A 17,701-nucleotide genomic window follows, 5' to 3' on the forward strand; every position below is an offset into this window, starting at 1 on the left:
TCGAGGGTTCCTCCGACTAGAGGAGCCATGGTGATGTCCAGTCGGATCATCGTCTACGCTACGTCCGGACCGCCGTGCCCGCATTCGGCTTCGGCAAAGAGAGCATCCACGGCGAGCCGATCATACATCCCCGGAATGCCGAAGGCATTCGTTACGCCGCCCTGCTCGAAGATGTCTTCGATCTCCCGTGCGGTGATCCCAATCGCGCTGCTCAGCTCGGCGACACCTACATAGCCCTGGCGAAGGGCTTTCACGCTTTCCGGTGTGTACGCAAAGCTGCCATCGGTGCGCTTCCATTGGTCTGCTGCGGGCACAAGGACCCCGGCCTTCACCAGATCATCCAATCGCGTCGCAGTCAGATTGCGAAACTCGCGCTTTATGATCTGATCTGTCGACTCCGCGCTGGCATCAGACAAATCCAATTTCGCAGTGATCAGCCGAGAGACCTCATCCTCGTCAACACGAATTGACGAAGCCCTCCGCTCCCCCGAGAAGCCTCGCCAAGGCTCACCGCTTTCGGCTAGCGTTGCCAGGAGGGTCGGGACCGTAGCCCCCGTCTGGATGGCCGCCCTTATGACGGACACTTTGCGACTTGCGAGGTCCGCGATCGGTGTCGCCTCACCAACAATTCGAGCCCAGAAGTCTGCGAACTGGCCCGTCGGGATACCATAACCGGAAGTTTTTCCCTCAGCGGCCGGCATCGGCTTCAACGAGAGGACCCCGATGCGCCCCAATTCGTGGAGATGTTCGCTCCGAATGCCCGTGCTCTGACTTGCTTCATGCAGGTGCAAGAGGTCACCCTCGAGGCGCATTGACGTAGCATGAGCAATCTTGCCCTTCCGGCTAAACGCATTTGCTAGGCGGATGCAGGCCGCGATGCGGCCGAGCATGGCTCTTGCGGGCCTGAATTCCATTCCTTTCAACACGTCAGGCAGAAGGGCCGATCGACCAAGAACCGGCTTTCCCTGGCTGCGCTCGTGGAGCTTGGCCAGATAGGCATGCAATTCGCCTTGTCCCCTCACAGCAATCCGGAATCCATCCTCCCGTGCGGAGGCCTTCCTCTCGGGCGTGAGTGACGTTCCAGCGCTACGTGGCGCCCCCGCCAGGCCAAGCACCTCGCTCAACGTGATCACGGCATGGAGCGGCATATCATCGAGCCAGCTTGCAGGCACCGTCGTGTTAGTCAGACGTGCCTCCACCCACCGATGTAAGTCGGAGCGCCGGAAGGTCACGGAGCGCTGCGCCAATCCCTCCAAGGCAGGCACCAAGGTCTGGACAATGGAATGAAAGTCGACGGCAACAGTCTGTTTCGAGTGATCAATCTCGTGCAGCAAAACGCCATGTTTGCCGCAAGCCACCATCGGCTCATGAATCCAGCTGACACGAAGCCATGGCCTGCTGAGGCGGGGACCTTCGCCATGGTCAATGTCATCGAGCAGACACCGGGGGCAAACGCGAAAGCGGTGAGGCTTGATGTGGTCCCTTCGAACAACCTCTCCAAAAATTCTCAGATGGAAAATTGTTGCCGCCAGGGAGGATTTCCCAGTGGCTCCTACCGGCACAAACGCCGCTTCTTCCAGCTCAACCTGTGACGCTCCGGTCAGCGTGCAAAGCCGGGTTATGGCCCTCTCGCTCGCCAACGACGGCGCGACTCGCCGGGCTTCGGCGAAACTCTCTCGCATCGCTTGCAGCGTGCCTGAGAGATAGTTGTGGGAGCTCCAGCTCGCCACGGAAGTACAAATGATCGGTAAGCCAGCCGTGCGTGCAATCGCCTGCACCAAGGTCGTTTTTCCACAACCGGGAGGACCGCTGATCACAGCCCCCTTGTCGACGTCGGACCAGGCAATCGTTCCATTAGCGAAATCAGACAGGTCCTGGATGAGATTCTCCGCCCAGGCTTTTGCATCCCCCAAGCCGTGAAGCTCATGCAGAAGCGGGCCATCCGCCTGAGGGCGCGGCTCCTGCTGCTGGAGAAGTTTCAGAATGCGCTCGTTGCACGCCTCGACGGACAGTCCCGGGGCAAGTGCAAGCCCCGCTCCTGACGGGCTCAAGCTTCTGGCGCCTGCGTCATCAACCTCAAGAACGCATTGCTGGCGCAGATATAAAGACCCAACCCATTCCAGCATCTCGACGTCCAGGCTTGGCAGGTCCAAATTATGCGTCCGCAGAGCCTGAAGCGTCGGTGAGAGGACGTTTTCGACGTCCCACCAGATCGCGATGAGCGAGCGACCAGATGCCACGATATCCTCAGCGTCGGCATGGGATTTCCGAACAACAGCGCGCTCCTGCCGCTCACAGAGCATCACTTTAGGGGTCGCGGCTTCTTTCTGGCCGCGCTCCTCATCGCGGAACGGGGGCCTGTAATCGCCCTTCCCCATCAGATACTCGCAGAGGATTCGCGCATCGTTCAGCGCAGGGACTTTGATCGTGACGATCGCATTGCCCTGAGAAATGCGATCGCAAAGGCCCGGCGTCTGGTCCAACAAGCGATTGGCGAGCAGTATAAGGAGCACGCCAGACGCAGGCCCAGGGCTGCTCTCCAGAACGGGCAACTCAAAATCGAAGGAGCGAGATCCAGGCGCCCCCCAGGGAATGCCCTTCACCGCAGCAATCATCCGCCGAGCGCGGGCTTCGTAGCTCACGATTTCGCTGGTCATGATCGACCTCAATGCTGCATTGGATGCTCTCTCACCCGCCACGCCTTCGAACGGCCGCAGGGGCGAAACGACTCAAGCGTGCCGGACCAGCCGGACCACCCACGTTGAAAGAAGACTGGATCTCCGGGGATCAGTGCCCCATGACAGATCGTCCGCGGCTTCGACGGGTCGGCAGCGAAACCAGGCTTGAGGGCCCAATGGGGCGGGTCAGGTCAATCCGCAGCTTTTTGTCCGCAACGAGGGACAGGACTGCTCGGATCGGATCCTCGTTGCGAAGCACGTATGCTGCGCAATCAAAGAGAGGAGAGGATCCGCCATTCTCCAAGAGGTGCTGCTCGAGAAGAATTCGATCCGTGCGCGCGACCTCATGGTCGGAGGCTCCGACAAGGGTAATAAGGTTGCCGAGACGAGGCTGACGAACCAGCCACCGCTCCGTTACAATCAGGACGCCGGTCATCCGCCACTGCTTCGACAGCACACGGCGAATTCCTGCAACCGGCATCCCGTCGGGGATTGCCACGATTGAGAGAATCCGATCGGCTAGTTTCGCGAGCCGAATGACTGAACCGTTTGGGGCCGAAGACGCCGCGAGCTTTTCTTCGGCTCGCCGATCAGGGCGAAAATCGCGGATGCGGTGCGAGAGGAGAAGGTTGGCGTCCAACGCGTCAGCCAGGCTGTCCTTGAACAGCAAGCAGTCGGCATCTGAGGATTTTATGGATTCGGTTGCAGCACATGAATGCATGGCAAAGCTCCGCCGGCGCTGGAGTGACACTCCAGACGTGGGAATGGATTCGTTTCCGAATGCTTCGAGAAACCCGAAGTCGGACTGGTGAGATGAAGTCGTATTTGGAACGTTGCGCGGATTGGCGCTCGTCGCCCGCTCGGCGCTCGACTCGCAACTGCACTCAAAGCAGGGTGCCGCTCATGCGGTCTATCCCGCTTGACGGAATGACTCATACAAAGTTGCAGTTTTTCTGCAACTCTTCATTTTGAACATGGTTAACGGAGCTCAAATTCGAGCCGCCCGCGCCCTCCTGGGCTGGGATCAGCAACTGCTGGCGGATCGTGCTCAGATCGCCGTGCGCACGCTGTCTTCCTTCGAGGACGGATCTCGCTCTCCGCGAGCGCGCGTACGCGATGCCATTGTGACCACCCTGATAAACGCTGGGATCATATTCTCGGTGACAGATGAAGGTGTGGGCGTCTTCCTTCGTTCAGCCCAATCTGCCGACTAACCTGTCTGTTGCTGATGCAGATCTCGATGCACCGGCCCCACGCATTCGGCTGAACTTTAATGGGAGCGCATCCGGCTGCGGCAGGCCGATGCATCGCACCTTGCTTTTCCTCCTTTGCAACAGCCGCCGGCGTCGTTGAGATTTGCAGGACGTCCCCCAATGGTTCGAGCAACACCATCTTTCGAACCGACGGGGAGATATCATGTCATATGCTCATGCGAAGATGTCGAATCGCATTCGTGCCAAATCGCTGCTGGAGTCCCTGAAGTTACGACTTTCGGATGCACATGAGGCAAAGATTGAGGAAATGTCAGGGACCACAGATCCTCTCCCAATATGGTGGCGACTATCCAAGGTAGATGGCGTCCACATTTATTCAACACCAGAGGGATGGTTCACTGACATTGTCTTCAAGGGATTGCCTTCTGAAGTTCCCGATATCTGTGGATCGACAGAACCTACGCCCAGTCGTCAGGATGCTATCTTCGAGGCGCTCGGCCTCCTCGCTGCCTTCGCGAAGACTGACTTGCTTCCTTTGCCCCCTGAGGAGAAAGCGGAACTTCTCTGGTTCAAGTTCGACGATATCGAGGTTCCTGTTCTAGCGGCATCCATCTTGCCATGGAGGCAGGAGTTGATGGACGAGGGCTATACCGTCGAAAGGGCGAGGCGCCGTCTGGCATTCCTGCGCGATCAGGCCTGCGGAGAGCGGGCTTTGACCAAGAAAGTTTTCAGCCGCCTCAGCGAGATCGAACAGAAGCAAATCGAAATCTGCTGCGCCATCGCCATGGCCATGGGCCTGCCGCGCTTCAGCATCGAAGATGGGGTGCTGTCGGATTTTGAACGCGACGACCCGGCACCTAGACCTCACTAATGGATGAATTGGATAGGGTGGATGAGATCCAGTGTCTTGCCCTTATGCTTGAGGGCGAGACACGATCAGTACGACACGGCCCACGATCGCCACATCGCCAACCTCCGTCACGTCGTCGATGAATGTCGAATTATCGTGGATCGTTCGCACCTTGCCGCCGTGCAAACGTTGAATGCGCCTGACCAAATAGCGGCCTGATACGGACAGTACGCACAAATGGCCGTCCTCAACCTCACCCGGATCAACGACCACCTCGCTGGCCGAACAGACAGTTGGTGCCATTGCTGCCCCGGTAACCTCCAGGCAGAAGGCTTGTGAGGGCGCGCTACAAACACCGTTCAGGACGTCATTGGCGAAGTGGCGCACTCCGACCACGTGACCGGAACCATTGAGCAGCCGCAGCGATGTGGCGTCGGGCGCATAATCCGCACTTTGCTCTCCGCTGATGTACCAGCGGAGGTCAACGCCTAGGAAGTCAGCGATACGAAGGGCGACGTCCGCCGTGGGCAGCTTACCCTTAGCGTAACCTGCCACCGTCGATGTCGCCACACCAGCGGCCTTACCCACCGAGGTCAACGAGCGTGTTCCCAGCGCGATACCAAAACGCTCCGCCCTAGCCTGCTCCTCCTCAGAATACGCAATCATCACAAAATCTCGCGCCGATTAGGTCGTGGCCCAGAGGCTGGGCGATACCAAGCTCGAGGCAGCTATGGCAATTAACGAACAATTCTCGCTAAAGCCATGACGAACAATCGATCCTGTGGCGAAGGGCGTGTGACAAGCTCCTGGAGCTGAACGCACGGCGTTAGAGGTACCCCAATTGTCCCTCGCATCTCGGTCGGGATTACAGCATCTCGCGACAACGTCGGTACCAGGGGCGCGAAGAGCCAGATGCTCAGATCAGCACGCCAGCCTGTCACTGTGAGATCGTTCGAACGTCGAAGTTCCAAACTTTGGCTCCGAAGTGCCAAACTTTGGTTCGCTCACCATGATGAGCGGGATCACTTGACCCGCACCTTAAAAAAACGTTCGATCGTTTCCTATCCATGTCCGACACGGGCTCATAAGCTCGGGGGCACGGCCCTCCCCCGCGCCGGCGGGGCGGGAACAGAAGCGCCCGCAAGCGGCGCCGGAGGAAACGCCATGCTGCCCGACGTCGCGCGCTATGCCGACCTTGTCCGCGCCTTCCGCTGGAATATTCCCGCCCGCTTCAACATGGGTGTTGCCTGCGTCGATGCCCACGCGAACGGAACGGGCAAGCCGGCCCTGCTTATCGTGGAGGAAGACGGCAAGCTTGCTACCTATTCGTTCGATCAGCTGAAAGCACTGACCAACCGTTTCGCCAATGTGCTGGGCGCGTGCGGCCTGCTGCCGGGCGACCGGGTCGCGGTGTTCCTGCCGCAGGCGCCTGAGACGGCCATCGCCCATCTCGGCGCCTTCAAGGCCGGCATGGTTTCGGTTCCGCTCTTCACCCTCTTCGGCGATGAGGCCCTCTCCTTCCGCCTCGCCAATTCCCGTGCCAAGGCGTTGGTTACGGACCTTGCCGGTCTCGCCAAGCTGGAGCGCATCCACGCCGAAGTGCCGGATCTGACCCACGTCTTCGTCATCGGACCTGATCAGGGCAATGGGCGCGCCCTCTCCTTCAACGCCGCCATGGCGCAGGCCTCCGACAGCTTCACGCCCGTGGACACGGGACCGGACGATCCCGGCATCATCATCTTCACCTCTGGTACCACCGGAAACCCCAAGGGCGCTCTGCATGGCCACCGCATCCTGCTCGGCCACATCCCATGCGTGGAGTTCGTCCATCAGGGCATGCCACAGCCCGGCGACCTGCACTGGACACCCGCCGACTGGGCGTGGATCGGCGGCCTGTTCGACGTGCTCATGCCCAGCCTTTATCTCGGCGTCCCGGTCCTTGCGCATCGGGCCAAGAAATTCGATCCCGAAGCCGCCATGGCGCTGATGGCGACCCACAAGGTACGCAACGTCTTCCTGCCCCCCACCGCGCTGAAGCTGCTGAGGCAGGCGGACGTGCGGCATGGCGGCCTCGTGCTGCGCTCACTGCTCACGGGTGGCGAGACGCTGGGGGCGGAGCTGGGCGCCTTCGTGCAGGAACGGCTCGGCGTGGAAGCGCGGGAAATCTACGGCCAGACCGAATGCAATCTGGTGGTCGGCTCCAATTCCAGTTTCTTCCCCATCCGCCCCGGCTCCATGGGCAAGCCCATTCCTGGCCATGACGTGCGCATCGTGGACGATGACGGCGTGGAAGTTCCGACCGGCGAGCAGGGACACATCGGCATCCGCCGGGGCGATCCGGTGATGATGCTGGAATACTGGAACAATCCCGATGCCACGGCCGACAAGTTCGCGGGCGACTTCCTGCTCACCGGCGATCTGGGGCGGCAGGATGAGGATGGCTACCTCTGGTACATGAGCCGCTCCGACGACGTCATCACCTCTGCCGGCTATCGCATCGGCCCGGGTGAGATCGAGGACTGCATCCTGCGCCATCCGGCGGTAGCGATGGTGGGCGTGGTGGGCGTGCCCGATCCTGTGCGCACGGAGGCGGTGAAGGCTTGGGTGGTGCTGAAGCCCGGCCACCTGGGCTCGGATGCGCTGGCGTCCGAAATCCAGGAGCATGTGCGCACCAAGCTATCGGGGCATGAATATCCCCGCTACGTTTCCTTCACCGACGCTTTGCCCATGACGGCGACGGGAAAGATCCTCCGGCGCGAGCTGCGTCGGCTCGGCTGAGGAGCCCCAATGACCGACGCACTGGCCGCCGACGCACAGCCCGCGGACACCGGAACCACACGCCTCACCATCGCGGACGGGATCGCCACCATCCTCTTCGACCGCCCGCAGGCCCGCAATGCCATGACCTGGCGCATGTATGAGGAACTGTACGCCGCCTGCCGAGAGATCACGGTGCGGGCCGGCGAGGTGAAAGTGGCGGTGCTCCGAGGCGTCGGCGGCAGGGCCTTCGTGGCAGGCACGGACATCGAGCAGTTCCGCACCTTCACCGCCGATGACGCGGTGGCCTATGAGGAGAAGGTGGAAGCCTGTGTGGCAGCGCTGGAGGCCATTCCGGTGCCCACGCTGGCCGTGGTGGAAGGCTGGGCGGTGGGCGGCGGCTTCGCGATCGCCAATGCCTGCGATCTGCGCATCGCCACGCCGGGTAGCCGCTTCGGCGTGCCCATTGCCCGCACGCTGGGCAATGGCCTCTCCGCCTCCAATCTGCGGCGTCTTCAGGCGACACTCGGTCTCGGCATGGTGAAGCGCATGCTGCTTCTGGCCGAGATGCCCGTCGCCGAAGCCATGCCGGCCGGCTACGTGGAGGTTGTGTCCTCCGAAGCGCTGGACGGCCATCTGGCTGAGGTGTGCGCCCGGCTCGCCGGCCATGCGCCGCTGACCATGCAAGCCACCAAAGATGCGCTCAATCGGCTCGCGCTGGAGGCGGCGCCGCCGGACGAGGATCTGATCCGCCTCGTTTATGGCAGCGCCGATTTCAAGGAGGGCATCGCGGCCTTCACCGCCAAGCGCCCGCCGGATTGGCAAGGCCGCTGATCAGCGGCTCAAATCCTGCGCCACTCCAGGCTTGTCGATGGGAATGTAGCGGATGGCCTTGGCGTCGAGATCGGCCTTGGTGAGATCGATCATGCGCGACTGGCTGTCCGCATAGGTGCGCAGATAATAACGCTTGGTCTTGGTATCGGCGACCGCGCTCCATTCCGTGGTCTCGATGCCGGCCACCCCGCCGCCCGTAGAAGCTCCCGCTTCGGTGCGGATGATGCCCGGCGCGATGTCGAAATTGTTGAGAATGTGGAAGGCATTGCCCACCGCATCCGTGCTCGTGGGCAAGGTCGGTGCGGCGCGGGAGTAAAGGAAGGCGCGCACGAAGCGTGCGGGCGCGGACATGTCGCCCGGCAGGCCCGGCGCGCCCGAGCCGGTGCTCGGCGGCGTGATGGTCAGGGAACCGACCTGCAACGGCTTCGGATCATAGGCCGAGAGCGGCAGGTAGTTGCCGAGATTGGCGATGTGCCAGTCGAATGACGGGGCATTGGTGAGCACACCCAGCGGGTTGTCGTGGATGTTGAGCTTCCCGCCGATATATTCCACCACGATGCTGGCACCGGTGGCGTCGTGCAGGGTCATGTGCACGGGAACCGCAGCCTTGAACACCGCCTGCGGGGCGCGGCTGACCTTGATCTTCCCGAGCGCGTCCTTCACCTCCGCCACGGTGGCGAAATTGGTGAGCGCATAGGTCAGCAGCTCAAAGGAAGCGATGGAGTTGCGCGCTTCGGATGGCGCCACCTCCTGATATTCCGCCAGCGAGGGCAGATAGAGCAGGCCACCGGCCAGCCCGGCCTCGTTCATGCCATCCACCAGCACCGGCAGGCCGAGAGCGTTAGCGCCCGTTGCGCCATATTTCGATGTCCATTGCAGGCCCGCGCCTGCCGTGCCGTCCGGCCCGGTGGCGCTGATGGCGAGCTTGCGGGGAATGACGGTGAGCTGCGACTGCAGCGGCAGGCCGAACTCCATGGTCCGCCCATAGACCACCCCCTCATCTGCCGCCCGCAGGATGAAGGAGGTGCAGGCCTGCGCGCCCGGTGAAGCCAGAGCAATGGCACAGGCGGTGGCCAGAGCGAGCGAACGGGACAAGGTGCGCAACATCAACGTCTCTCCGTAGCAGGGTGCCGCAAGGTATCCCATGACACCCGCGCGTGCGCCACCGGAGATGTCCGGCCAAACCGCCCCGCCCCGGTGACGAACTTTGGCCCGAAGCTCATGACCGTGCAATGTCGGCACCGTGCCACAGGGTTGCGCTTAAGATGCGGAGCGGACCATGCGGCCAGGTCCGCACTTCGCGCGTTATGTTCCCGGCTGCGACCTCATCCGCCGACCCATACGGGCCTGCGGCGCGGCAATCCACAAACATCAGGAGACTGCCATGAAGACCCAAGGCTCGGCTGTGTGGGAAGGCGGCATCAAGGATGGCAAGGGTGCGATTTCCACGAAAAGCGGTGCCCTGTCTGCTTACCCCTACGGCTTCGCAAGCCGCTTCGAGGGCAAGCCCGGCACCAATCCGGAAGAGCTGATCGGCGGGGCCCATGCGGGCTGCTTCACCATGGCCTTCTCGCTCATCCTGGGCGAGGCAGGCCTCACCGCCAGCCACATGGAGACCGTCGCCGAGGTGACGCTGGACAAGCAGGCGGACGGCTTCGCCATCACCGCCGTGCATCTCACCCTGCGCGCCACCATTCCGGGCGCGGATGACGCGAAGTTCCAGGAGTTGGCCGCCAAGGCGAAGGCCGGCTGCCCGGTCTCCAAGCTGCTGAAGGCCGAGATCACACTCGACGCTGCGCTGGTCTGAGATTTTACCCGCGCGGGCGCTCCGGTGCCCGCGCGTTCATTGCGGAACGAGCAGGTCTTCCAGGAAGAAATTCACCGCCAGCGCCACGACGGGCGGCTGATAGGCGTGGGGACCGTTGTACTCGATATAGGTCACGTCATAGCCCGCCTGCTTCAGCAGGTTGGAGTGGGTGCGGCCACTACGGTCGATGGGGATCTGCTCGTCATTGATGCCGTGCGAGATGAAGACACGCGGCGCCCCCTCCTGCTCATGCACGGACATGAAGCCGGCGGAGGAGATGATGAGGTGGGTGACGAACTGCCCGTTGGTGAGCCCTAGCGACATGGCATAGCTGCCGCCGTCCGAATGGCCCGCGAAGCAGATGTGCGTGGGATCGATGGTGAAGCGGGACGCGACCTCGGCGAGCGCGATATCGAGGCGCTCGCGATCAGGCCCGTTGCCGGCGATCACGATGTCCCAGGTGGGAAACTGGGATTGCGGCACAAGCAGCAGGAAGCCGTTGGCCTGCGCATGCCGCTCCAGCATGGGCAGGATTTTCTGCGCGCTTCCTCCTCCGCCATGGAACAGCACCACCAGCGGAGTCGGGCGCTCCGCATTGATGCCTTCCGGCACCACCAGCAGGGCATCGCGCTGCTCGAACAGGCCCAGCTGATGCTGGCCCGGCGGCAGCGGCGCCTGCGTGGGTGGGGTCAGGGTGAAGTCGAGCCGTCCGGCGAGCCTTGAATCCATAATACGAGATTACGGCTCCCGCCCGCAGGATCAACCCATCGCGCACAAAAGGTGAGCGAAGGGTCCGTCTCCAGACGCTCAATTCCCGGGCAAAGGTCAGCACCTGCACCCACTGCCACCGGGTATCCACACCCCCTGCGTTGCGCGGGGGGACGGGGGCGATCATGATCCACCACCGCCACTCCGGCGGCAGCGCACGAGTTTCCGCCGCCCATGAACATCCGCTTTCTCGAGACCTTCCTCTGGGTGGCACGCCTCAAGAGCTTTTCGAGCGCGGCGGAAAAGCTCTGCACCACGCAGGCGGCTGTCTCCAACCGCATCGCCACGCTGGAGCGCGACCTTGGCGTGCGCCTGTTCGAGCGTGATCTGCGCAGCGTCAGCCTGACGCCGCAGGGTGAGCGGGCGCTGGCGCAGGCTGAAACCATCGTACGCCTCGCGGAGGAACTGCGTCACGGCATCGGCGACACGCACCGCCTGCGCGGGCGGCTGATGATCGGTACCATCGACTCCATCGTCTATGCGTGGCTGCCCAAGTTCCTTGAGGCGGTGAAGACCGCCTATCCGGACGTGGACATCGATCTCACCGTGGATACGAGCCTCAACATCGCCCGCCTGTTGCAAGAGGGGCAGGTGGATCTGGGGCTGATCGTCGGACCGCTGGTGGCACCGGATTTCCGCAACATCGAACTCTGCAGCTACGACTGTCACTGGGTGGCGTCCCCCAGCCTCGGCCTGCATGGCCGTGCACTGGCGCTTGAAGAGGTCGTCATCCACCCGCTGTTTGCCTATTCGAAGGGCTCCCAGCCGCACCAGAATGTGCTGCGCCTGATGGAAACGGCAGGACTCGATTCCAGCGTGGCCCGCATTTTCAATTCCAACTCGCTCGCCACGATCACCCGCCTCGTGCGCGACGGCATGGGTGTGGCAGTCCTGCCCATGGCGGTGATCCGCGAGATGGTGGACCGGGAGGAACTGGTGGTGCTCGAGGTGGACGCGGCGCTGCCGCCCCTGCACCTGCACGCAATCTATCGCGAACAGCCGGGCAGCACCCTGCCCTCCATCATTTCCCGCATGGCCGCCGATGTCGCGTCGCGGGAGACGCGGGCGACAGAAACCCGTGATACCGCATCGCGACAACTCGATGGTGCGCTGCGCAAAATCTAGGCACCCCATGCCTTCGCCTGTCTCATAAGCATTTCTTGTAAGGCGAGACAAATATTTCGCGTTTGTCGGCGGTGAAACGCTCTGGTCTTTTTCCAGTGCCAAAAGGCAGGAGGACCGACGTGAAGGTATCCCTCGTCCAGATGAACACCCAGGGTGACAAGGCCGCGAACCTCGCGACGGCCGCATCCCTGATCGAGAAGGCCGTGGCCACCGAGAAGCCCGACCTCGTGGTGCTGCCGGAATATTACGCCTTCCTCGGCGATACGCCGGCACAGATGCAGGAAGCGGCCGAGACCTTTCCGGACGGCGAATCCTATCAGCTGATGAAGGGCCTCGCGAAGAAGCTCAAAGTCGCGATCCACGCCGGCAGCGTGGCGGAGAAGGAGGGCAATTCCTTCTACAACACCACCGTGGTCTTCGGCCCCGATGGCGAGGAACTGGCCCGCTACCGCAAGATCCACCTGTTCGACGTGGAGATCACCGGCGGCACGGTCTATCGCGAGAGCGACACCGTCTCGCGTGGCGAAGACGTCGTGACCTACTCGCTGGGCGGCAAGACCGTCGGCTGCGCCATCTGCTACGACATCCGCTTCCCCGAGCTGTTCCGCAAGCTGCGGGACAAGGGCGCCGACATCATCGTCCTGCCCGCCGCCTTCACGCTCATGACCGGCAAGGACCACTGGGAAGTGCTGGCCCGCGCCCGCGCCATCGAGACCCAGACCTGGTTCCTCGCAGTCGGCCAGACCGGCTCGCACGCAGACGGCAAGAAGTGGTGCTGGGGCCATTCCATGGTCATCGACCCGTGGGGTCACATCACCGCGCAGGCCTCCGACGGCGTCGGCATCGCCACCGGCACGCTGGACTATGCCTACACCGACAAGGCGCGCGCGAACGTGCCGGTCGCGAACCACCACGTCATCGGCTGAGCGGGTATTCAAAGATGTTCATCGTCAATCCAATGCCCAAGCAGATCGCACCGGAGCTCGTCACCGAGCTTGAGAAGTGCGAGGTCGCCACCATCGGGCATGTCCTGCATTCCGGCTTCGTGGACCGCGAGATCCGCGCCGTGCTGCCGAACAAGCGCGTGGCCGGCACCGCCGTCACCCTGCGCATTCCGCACGCGGACTCCACGCTGCTGCATTACCTCACCGCCCTCGTGCGCCCTGGCGACGTGGTGGTGATCGACCGCTGCGGTGACGACAAGCATGCCTGCTGGGGCGGTGTCATCACCAACGCCATGAAGATGGCGGGTGTGAAGGCCGGCGTGGTGGATGGCCCGGCCACTGACTTCTCCGAGTTCACCAAGGTGGACATGCCCATGTGGTGCCGGGGCCCCTCGCCCATCACCACCAAGCTGCTCGGCCTCGAAGGCGCGCTGAATGTGCCGGTGAGCGTTGGCGGCCAGACCATCGAGCCGGGCGATGCCGTGCTCTGCGACGAGAGCGGCGTCATCGTGATGAAGCCCGATCAGGCCCCGGCCATCGCCAAGCGCGCCATCGAGATGCAGGAAGCCGAGATCAAGCTGCTTGCCCGCCTCGCGGCCGGCGAGAAGCTGCCCGACATCAGCGGCGCCCGCGCCATGGTGGAAGCCAAGCTCGCCAAGTCCTGATCCTGCCCTGAAGATAAGGCCGGACGCCGTCCTCAGACTGCGATCCGGTCCCTGCCAGAACCCGTAATCCAGACCGAAGGCCGGCATTCCGGCCCAACAACCTTCCAGCGGGGAACAAGATGAAGACAACCGTCCAGATCAGTGCAGCTGTACTTGCCCTCGGCCTCATGACGCAGGCTGCCGCCGCAGAGACCAACCTGACCGTGATGGGCTATTCCGGCCTGTTTCAGGAGCGCTACACCAAGGCCGTGCTTGAGCCCTTCATGAAGGCTCATCCGGACATCAAGGTGACTTTCTTCCCGCTGCCTTCCGCTGCCGCCATGCTCGGCAACCTGCGCGCCCAGAAGGCCGCCCCGCAGGTTGACGTTGTGATGATGGACATTTCCGTCTCCAAGGCCGGCACCGACGAGGGCCTGTTCACCAAGATCGACGAGACCAACGTCCCGAACTCGAAGGACCTTTATCCCGCCGCCCGCGTCGAGGGCGTGGCCGGCGTCGGCGTGACCTTCGACAACCTTGTGCTGCTCTACAACACCGATCAGGTGAAGGAAGCGCCCAAGTCCTGGATGGACATGGCCGAGAAGACCTATGATCGCAAGGTGGTGATCCCCGGCGTGCCGGACATCCAGGGCCTGTCTCTTGTGCTGATCCTCAACAAGGCCAATGGCGGCACCGACTATCTGAAGGACGTGTCCAAGGGCATCGATGCGATGATCAAGATCGCACCGAACGTTCAGACCTGGGATCCGAAGCCGGAAGTCTACGCCCCCATCGTCACCGGTCAGGCCTCGATCGGCGCCGGCTGGAATGCCCGCGCACAGGTGAACAGCATCACCTCCAACGGCAAGCTGAAGGCCACGATTCCGGCCGAGGGCACCGTGTTCCAGATCAACGCCATCAGCCTCGTGGCCAACGCCCCGAATGCCGAGGCCGCCAAGGTATTCGCCAATTACGCGCTGAGCCCGGAAGCGCAGAAGTCCTTCACCGAGACCATGTTCTACGCTCCCACCAATTCCAAGGCGCAGATCTCCGACGAGGCGCTTGCCCGCACGGCGGTGAAGTTCATGGACAAGGCCATCCCGGTGGACTGGATTGCGCTGGCCAAGGTGCGTGACGCCATTGGCGAGCAGTGGCGCCGCCGCGTCGTCCCCGCGAGCCGCTGAAGACAGAGGCCGGCATGATCCGCACCGCACCCGAAGAGACGGCGGGCCTGAAGCAGGGCGAGGGTTTCCTCTCCCTGCGTGGCCTCACCCGCCGCTATGGCGATTTCGTCGCCGTGGACGATTTCAATCTCGACGTCCCCAAGGGAGAACTCGTCGCCTTCCTCGGCCCCTCGGGCTGCGGCAAGACCACGTCGCTGCGCATGATTGCCGGCCTTGCACCCTCGACTTCCGGCCACATCGTGGTGAACGGCCGGGACATCACCGGCGTGCCGCCCTACCAGCGCGACATGGGGCTGGTGTTCCAGTCCTATGCCCTGTTCCCGCATATGGACATCGCCAAGAACGTCGCCTTCGGCCTTGAAATGCGGAAGGTGCCGAAAGCGGAAGCAGCCGAGCGGGTGCGTGAGGCCATCGCCATGGTCCGCCTTACCGGCAAGGAACATCACCGCCCGGCGCAGCTCTCCGGCGGCCAGCAGCAGCGCGTGGCTCTGGCCCGCGCACTTGTGGTGCGGCCCTCCATTCTGCTGCTCGACGAGCCGCTGTCGAACCTCGACGCCAAGCTGCGCGACGAGATGCGTAACGAAATCCGCGATATCCAGAAGCGGCTCGGCATCACCGCCGTCTTCGTGACCCACGACCAGATGGAAGCCCTCACCATCTGTGACAAGGTTGTGGTGATGAACCACGGCAAGCTCGAGCAGATGGGCACGCCGCACGAGATTTATGAGCACCCGAAGACAGCCTTCGTGGCCGGCTTCGTGGGCCGCATCAACCGCCTCGCCGGCAAGGCCTCCGGCGGCGTCGCCGAAGTGGCGGGCCTCAAGGTCGCCGCGCCCGGTTTCAACGGTCCCGTGGAGGTGATGGTGCGCCCGCATCGCGTCTCGCTGTCCACGGACGGCGTACAGGCGGATGGCGAGCGCCATGCCCTGCCCGGCACCGTGACCCGTGCCACCTTCGCCGGCGACATCCTCGAATATGAGGTGGAGGCCGGCGGCACGATCATGAAGACCGAAGCCGCCACCCGCGGCGGCGAGGCCGTCCTCGCGCCGGGCACCCCCGTCACCCTGTCCTGGCGTCCCCAGGACACCTACGTCTACGCCGCCTCATGACGGCCATCGACCTCCCCGTCGCCGGCAAGCGGCCGATGAGCCCAACGGCAGTGGTCATGCTGCTGCTCCTGCCCATTGCCGTGATCAATGCGATCGGCTTCCTGTGGCCGGTGGTGAACCTGCTGCGCATGTCGTTCCGGGACTCCGAGGCGAGCGGCGCGCTGCTGGAGACCAGCGGGCTCACCACCTGGATCAACGTGCTGAGCGACAGCTTCACGCTGGATCTCATCACAGGCAGCATCGGGGTCAGCCTGTTCATCACCGTGCTGACGCTGGTCTGCTCCTACCCCATCGCGCTCTATCTCCACCGCTGCTCGGGGCTGTGGCGCACAGTGCTGCTGGTGCTGGTGATTGCGCCGCTGCTCACCTCGGCCGTGGTGCGCACCTATGGCTGGATTGCCATCCTGTCCGATCAGGGCCTGATCGCCAATGCGCTGCTCGCACTGGGCATCACGCCGCCGCGCCTGATGTTCAATCTCACGGGTGTCATCATAGGTCTCACCGAGATCCTGATGCCCTACATGATCCTCGCGCTGCTCTCCGGCTTCGGCCGTCTGGATCCGCGCTTCGAGGAAGCGGCGCTGACGCTTGGCGCGACGCCGTGGAAGACCTTCTGGCGCGTGGTGGTGCCGCTCACCGCGCCGGGCATGGCGCTGGGCTGCCTGCTCTGCTTCGTGCTCGCCATCTCCTCCTTCGTGACGCCGAAGCTGCTCGGCGGCGGTCGGGTGTTCCTGCTCGCCACCGAGATTTACGACCAGGCCATCGTGACACTGAACTGGCCCATGGCGGCCGCGCTCTCGATCATCATCCTGGTGCTGTTCGGCTTCGCCCTCGCCCTCTACACCCGCGCTTTGCGCCGCATCGCCTGAAAGGAGCCGGATCATGGATGAACGTCCCATTTCCCCGGTGCTGAAGGGCGTGACGCTGGTCATGTTCCTGTTCCTGCTGGCCCCCCTCATCGTGGTGGTTCCCATCTCCTTCAGCGGCGATGCCTACATGGCCTTCCCGCCCACGAGCTGGAGCGTGAAGTGGTATGGCGCCATCTTCCACGATGCGCAGATGACCGCCGCCTTCACCATCAGCATCCTGCTCGCCATCGTGGTGACGGTGATCTCGCTGCTGGTGGGCCTGCCCGCTGCCTATGCGCTGGTGCGGCTGAAGCCGCGTGGCGCCGAGGCGCTGGGCAGCCTGTTCACCGCCCCGCTGCTGCTGCCCACCATCGTGCTCGGCCTCGCCATCCTGCTGGTGTTCGCCCCGCTCGGCCTCTTGGGCACCTTCCAGGGACTGGTGGCCGCGCATCTCATCGTCACCTTGCCCTATGCGGTGCGCGTGCTCTCCACGGCGCTCGCCACCCTGCCGATCCCGGTAGAAGAAGCCGCCGCCACGCTCGGTGCGCGACCGCTCACCGTCTTCTTCAAGGTGACGCTGCCGATGATGCGGTCGGGGCTCGTGTCCACCGCCGCGCTCTGCTTCCTCGTCTCATTCGACGAGGTGGTGCTGTCCCTGTTCATGACTGGGCCGCGCCTCTCCACCTTGCCAGTGGCCATGTATCACCACGTGGAACAGCAGGCGGACCCCATGGTCGCCTCGCTCTCCGTGCTGCTGGTGGTGCTGACCCTTGTGGTGGTCCTGATCGTGGATCGCACCGCCGGCCTCGCAAAGACCTTCGTGAAATGACCGGACTGACGGGAGCCCCATGCCCATAGCCGGACGCACGACGCGCGGCTGACGCCGCCCTTCACCGCCCATTCAAGAACAAGCCTCCCGACCCGCGCCTTTGCGTGGGA

At 63.3% G+C, this 17,701-nt stretch carries 17 protein-coding genes; 12 read left to right on the plus strand and 5 right to left on the minus strand.

All coding sequences use genetic code 11. The annotated features are described in order from the left end of the window. Nucleotides 1-53: 53 nt before the first annotated feature. Both IEW24_RS11320 and IEW24_RS11325 read right to left on the minus strand, forming a co-directional pair. The gene (locus tag IEW24_RS11320) at nucleotides 54-2,657 is read right to left on the minus strand and encodes a TniQ family protein (RefSeq protein ID WP_188578489.1); all 2,604 of its coding nucleotides are present in this window, start codon (nucleotides 2,655-2,657) and stop codon (nucleotides 54-56) included. 130 nt (nucleotides 2,658-2,787) lie between these two features. After that, nucleotides 2,788-3,348 carry a hypothetical protein gene (locus IEW24_RS11325; protein ID WP_188578491.1) on the minus strand — a complete coding sequence of 187 codons (561 nt, stop codon included), beginning with the start codon at nucleotides 3,346-3,348 and terminating at the stop codon, nucleotides 2,788-2,790. Between the two features lie 304 nt (nucleotides 3,349-3,652). Between IEW24_RS11325 and IEW24_RS11330 the strand changes: the two genes are divergently transcribed. Both IEW24_RS11330 and IEW24_RS11335 read left to right on the plus strand, forming a co-directional pair. Continuing rightward, nucleotides 3,653-3,892, plus strand: a complete 240-nt coding sequence (locus tag IEW24_RS11330) for a helix-turn-helix domain-containing protein (protein ID WP_188578854.1) — start codon at nucleotides 3,653-3,655, stop codon at nucleotides 3,890-3,892. A 202-nt stretch (nucleotides 3,893-4,094) separates the two neighbouring features. Further along, a complete protein-coding gene (locus tag IEW24_RS11335) occupies nucleotides 4,095-4,763 on the plus strand; it encodes a hypothetical protein (RefSeq protein ID WP_188578492.1) in 669 nt (222 codons plus the stop codon). Nucleotides 4,764-4,805: 42 nt separating this feature from the next. Here the strand turns inward: IEW24_RS11335 and IEW24_RS11340 are convergent, their stop codons facing one another. Continuing rightward, nucleotides 4,806-5,408 (minus strand): LexA family transcriptional regulator, encoded by a 603-nt coding sequence (locus IEW24_RS11340; protein WP_188578494.1) that lies wholly within the window; start codon nucleotides 5,406-5,408, stop codon nucleotides 4,806-4,808. Between the two features lie 498 nt (nucleotides 5,409-5,906). Between IEW24_RS11340 and IEW24_RS11345 the strand changes: the two genes are divergently transcribed. Continuing rightward, nucleotides 5,907-7,520: an acyl-CoA synthetase gene (locus IEW24_RS11345; RefSeq protein ID WP_188578496.1), complete on the plus strand. Its 1,614-nt coding sequence runs from the start codon at nucleotides 5,907-5,909 to the stop codon at nucleotides 7,518-7,520. Nucleotides 7,521-7,529: 9 nt separating this feature from the next. Further along, nucleotides 7,530-8,333 carry an enoyl-CoA hydratase gene (locus IEW24_RS11350; protein ID WP_188578498.1) on the plus strand — a complete coding sequence of 268 codons (804 nt, stop codon included), beginning with the start codon at nucleotides 7,530-7,532 and terminating at the stop codon, nucleotides 8,331-8,333. Here IEW24_RS11350 and IEW24_RS11355 read toward each other — a convergent pair whose 3' ends face one another. Beyond that, on the minus strand, nucleotides 8,334-9,440 hold the full coding sequence (locus IEW24_RS11355) for a linear amide C-N hydrolase (RefSeq protein ID WP_188578500.1): 1,107 nt from the start codon (nucleotides 9,438-9,440) through the stop codon (nucleotides 8,334-8,336). It abuts the gene before it with no gap. Nucleotides 9,441-9,717: 277 nt separating this feature from the next. Here IEW24_RS11355 and IEW24_RS11360 point away from each other — a divergent pair, with 277 nt between their 5' ends. Continuing rightward, nucleotides 9,718-10,140 (plus strand): OsmC family protein, encoded by a 423-nt coding sequence (locus tag IEW24_RS11360; RefSeq protein WP_188578502.1) that lies wholly within the window; start codon nucleotides 9,718-9,720, stop codon nucleotides 10,138-10,140. Nucleotides 10,141-10,176: 36 nt separating this feature from the next. Here the strand turns inward: IEW24_RS11360 and IEW24_RS11365 are convergent, their stop codons facing one another. Further along, nucleotides 10,177-10,869: an alpha/beta hydrolase gene (locus tag IEW24_RS11365; RefSeq protein ID WP_188578505.1), complete on the minus strand. Its 693-nt coding sequence runs from the start codon at nucleotides 10,867-10,869 to the stop codon at nucleotides 10,177-10,179. Nucleotides 10,870-11,082: 213 nt separating this feature from the next. Between IEW24_RS11365 and IEW24_RS11370 the strand changes: the two genes are divergently transcribed. The 7 genes from IEW24_RS11370 to IEW24_RS11400 all read left to right on the plus strand — a co-directional run bounded on the left by IEW24_RS11370 (nucleotide 11,083) and on the right by IEW24_RS11400 (nucleotide 17,591). Further along, on the plus strand, nucleotides 11,083-12,033 hold the full coding sequence (locus tag IEW24_RS11370) for a LysR family transcriptional regulator (protein WP_188578507.1): 951 nt from the start codon (nucleotides 11,083-11,085) through the stop codon (nucleotides 12,031-12,033). A gap of 119 nt (nucleotides 12,034-12,152) precedes the next feature. Next, nucleotides 12,153-12,959, plus strand: coding sequence for a carbon-nitrogen hydrolase family protein (locus tag IEW24_RS11375; protein ID WP_188578509.1), 807 nt, complete (start codon nucleotides 12,153-12,155; stop codon nucleotides 12,957-12,959). A gap of 14 nt (nucleotides 12,960-12,973) precedes the next feature. Further along, nucleotides 12,974-13,642, plus strand: coding sequence for an RraA family protein (locus IEW24_RS11380; protein WP_188578511.1), 669 nt, complete (start codon nucleotides 12,974-12,976; stop codon nucleotides 13,640-13,642). A gap of 119 nt (nucleotides 13,643-13,761) precedes the next feature. Then, on the plus strand, nucleotides 13,762-14,805 hold the full coding sequence (locus IEW24_RS11385) for an ABC transporter substrate-binding protein (RefSeq protein ID WP_188578513.1): 1,044 nt from the start codon (nucleotides 13,762-13,764) through the stop codon (nucleotides 14,803-14,805). A 14-nt stretch (nucleotides 14,806-14,819) separates the two neighbouring features. After that, the gene (locus tag IEW24_RS11390) at nucleotides 14,820-15,914 is read left to right on the plus strand and encodes an ABC transporter ATP-binding protein (protein WP_188578515.1); all 1,095 of its coding nucleotides are present in this window, start codon (nucleotides 14,820-14,822) and stop codon (nucleotides 15,912-15,914) included. Then, entirely contained in the window at nucleotides 15,911-16,783 is an 873-nt protein-coding gene (locus IEW24_RS11395) for an ABC transporter permease (RefSeq protein WP_188578517.1), read from the plus strand. Before IEW24_RS11390 ends, IEW24_RS11395 begins: the two co-directional genes overlap by 4 nt. Before the next feature lie 13 nt (nucleotides 16,784-16,796). Beyond that, entirely contained in the window at nucleotides 16,797-17,591 is a 795-nt protein-coding gene (locus tag IEW24_RS11400; protein ID WP_188578519.1) for an ABC transporter permease, read from the plus strand. Nucleotides 17,592-17,701 lie beyond the last annotated feature (110 nt).

Origin of the sequence: Azorhizobium oxalatiphilum (assembly GCF_014635325.1) — a bacterium.
Classification (GTDB): Bacteria; Pseudomonadota; Alphaproteobacteria; order Rhizobiales; family Xanthobacteraceae; genus Azorhizobium; species Azorhizobium oxalatiphilum.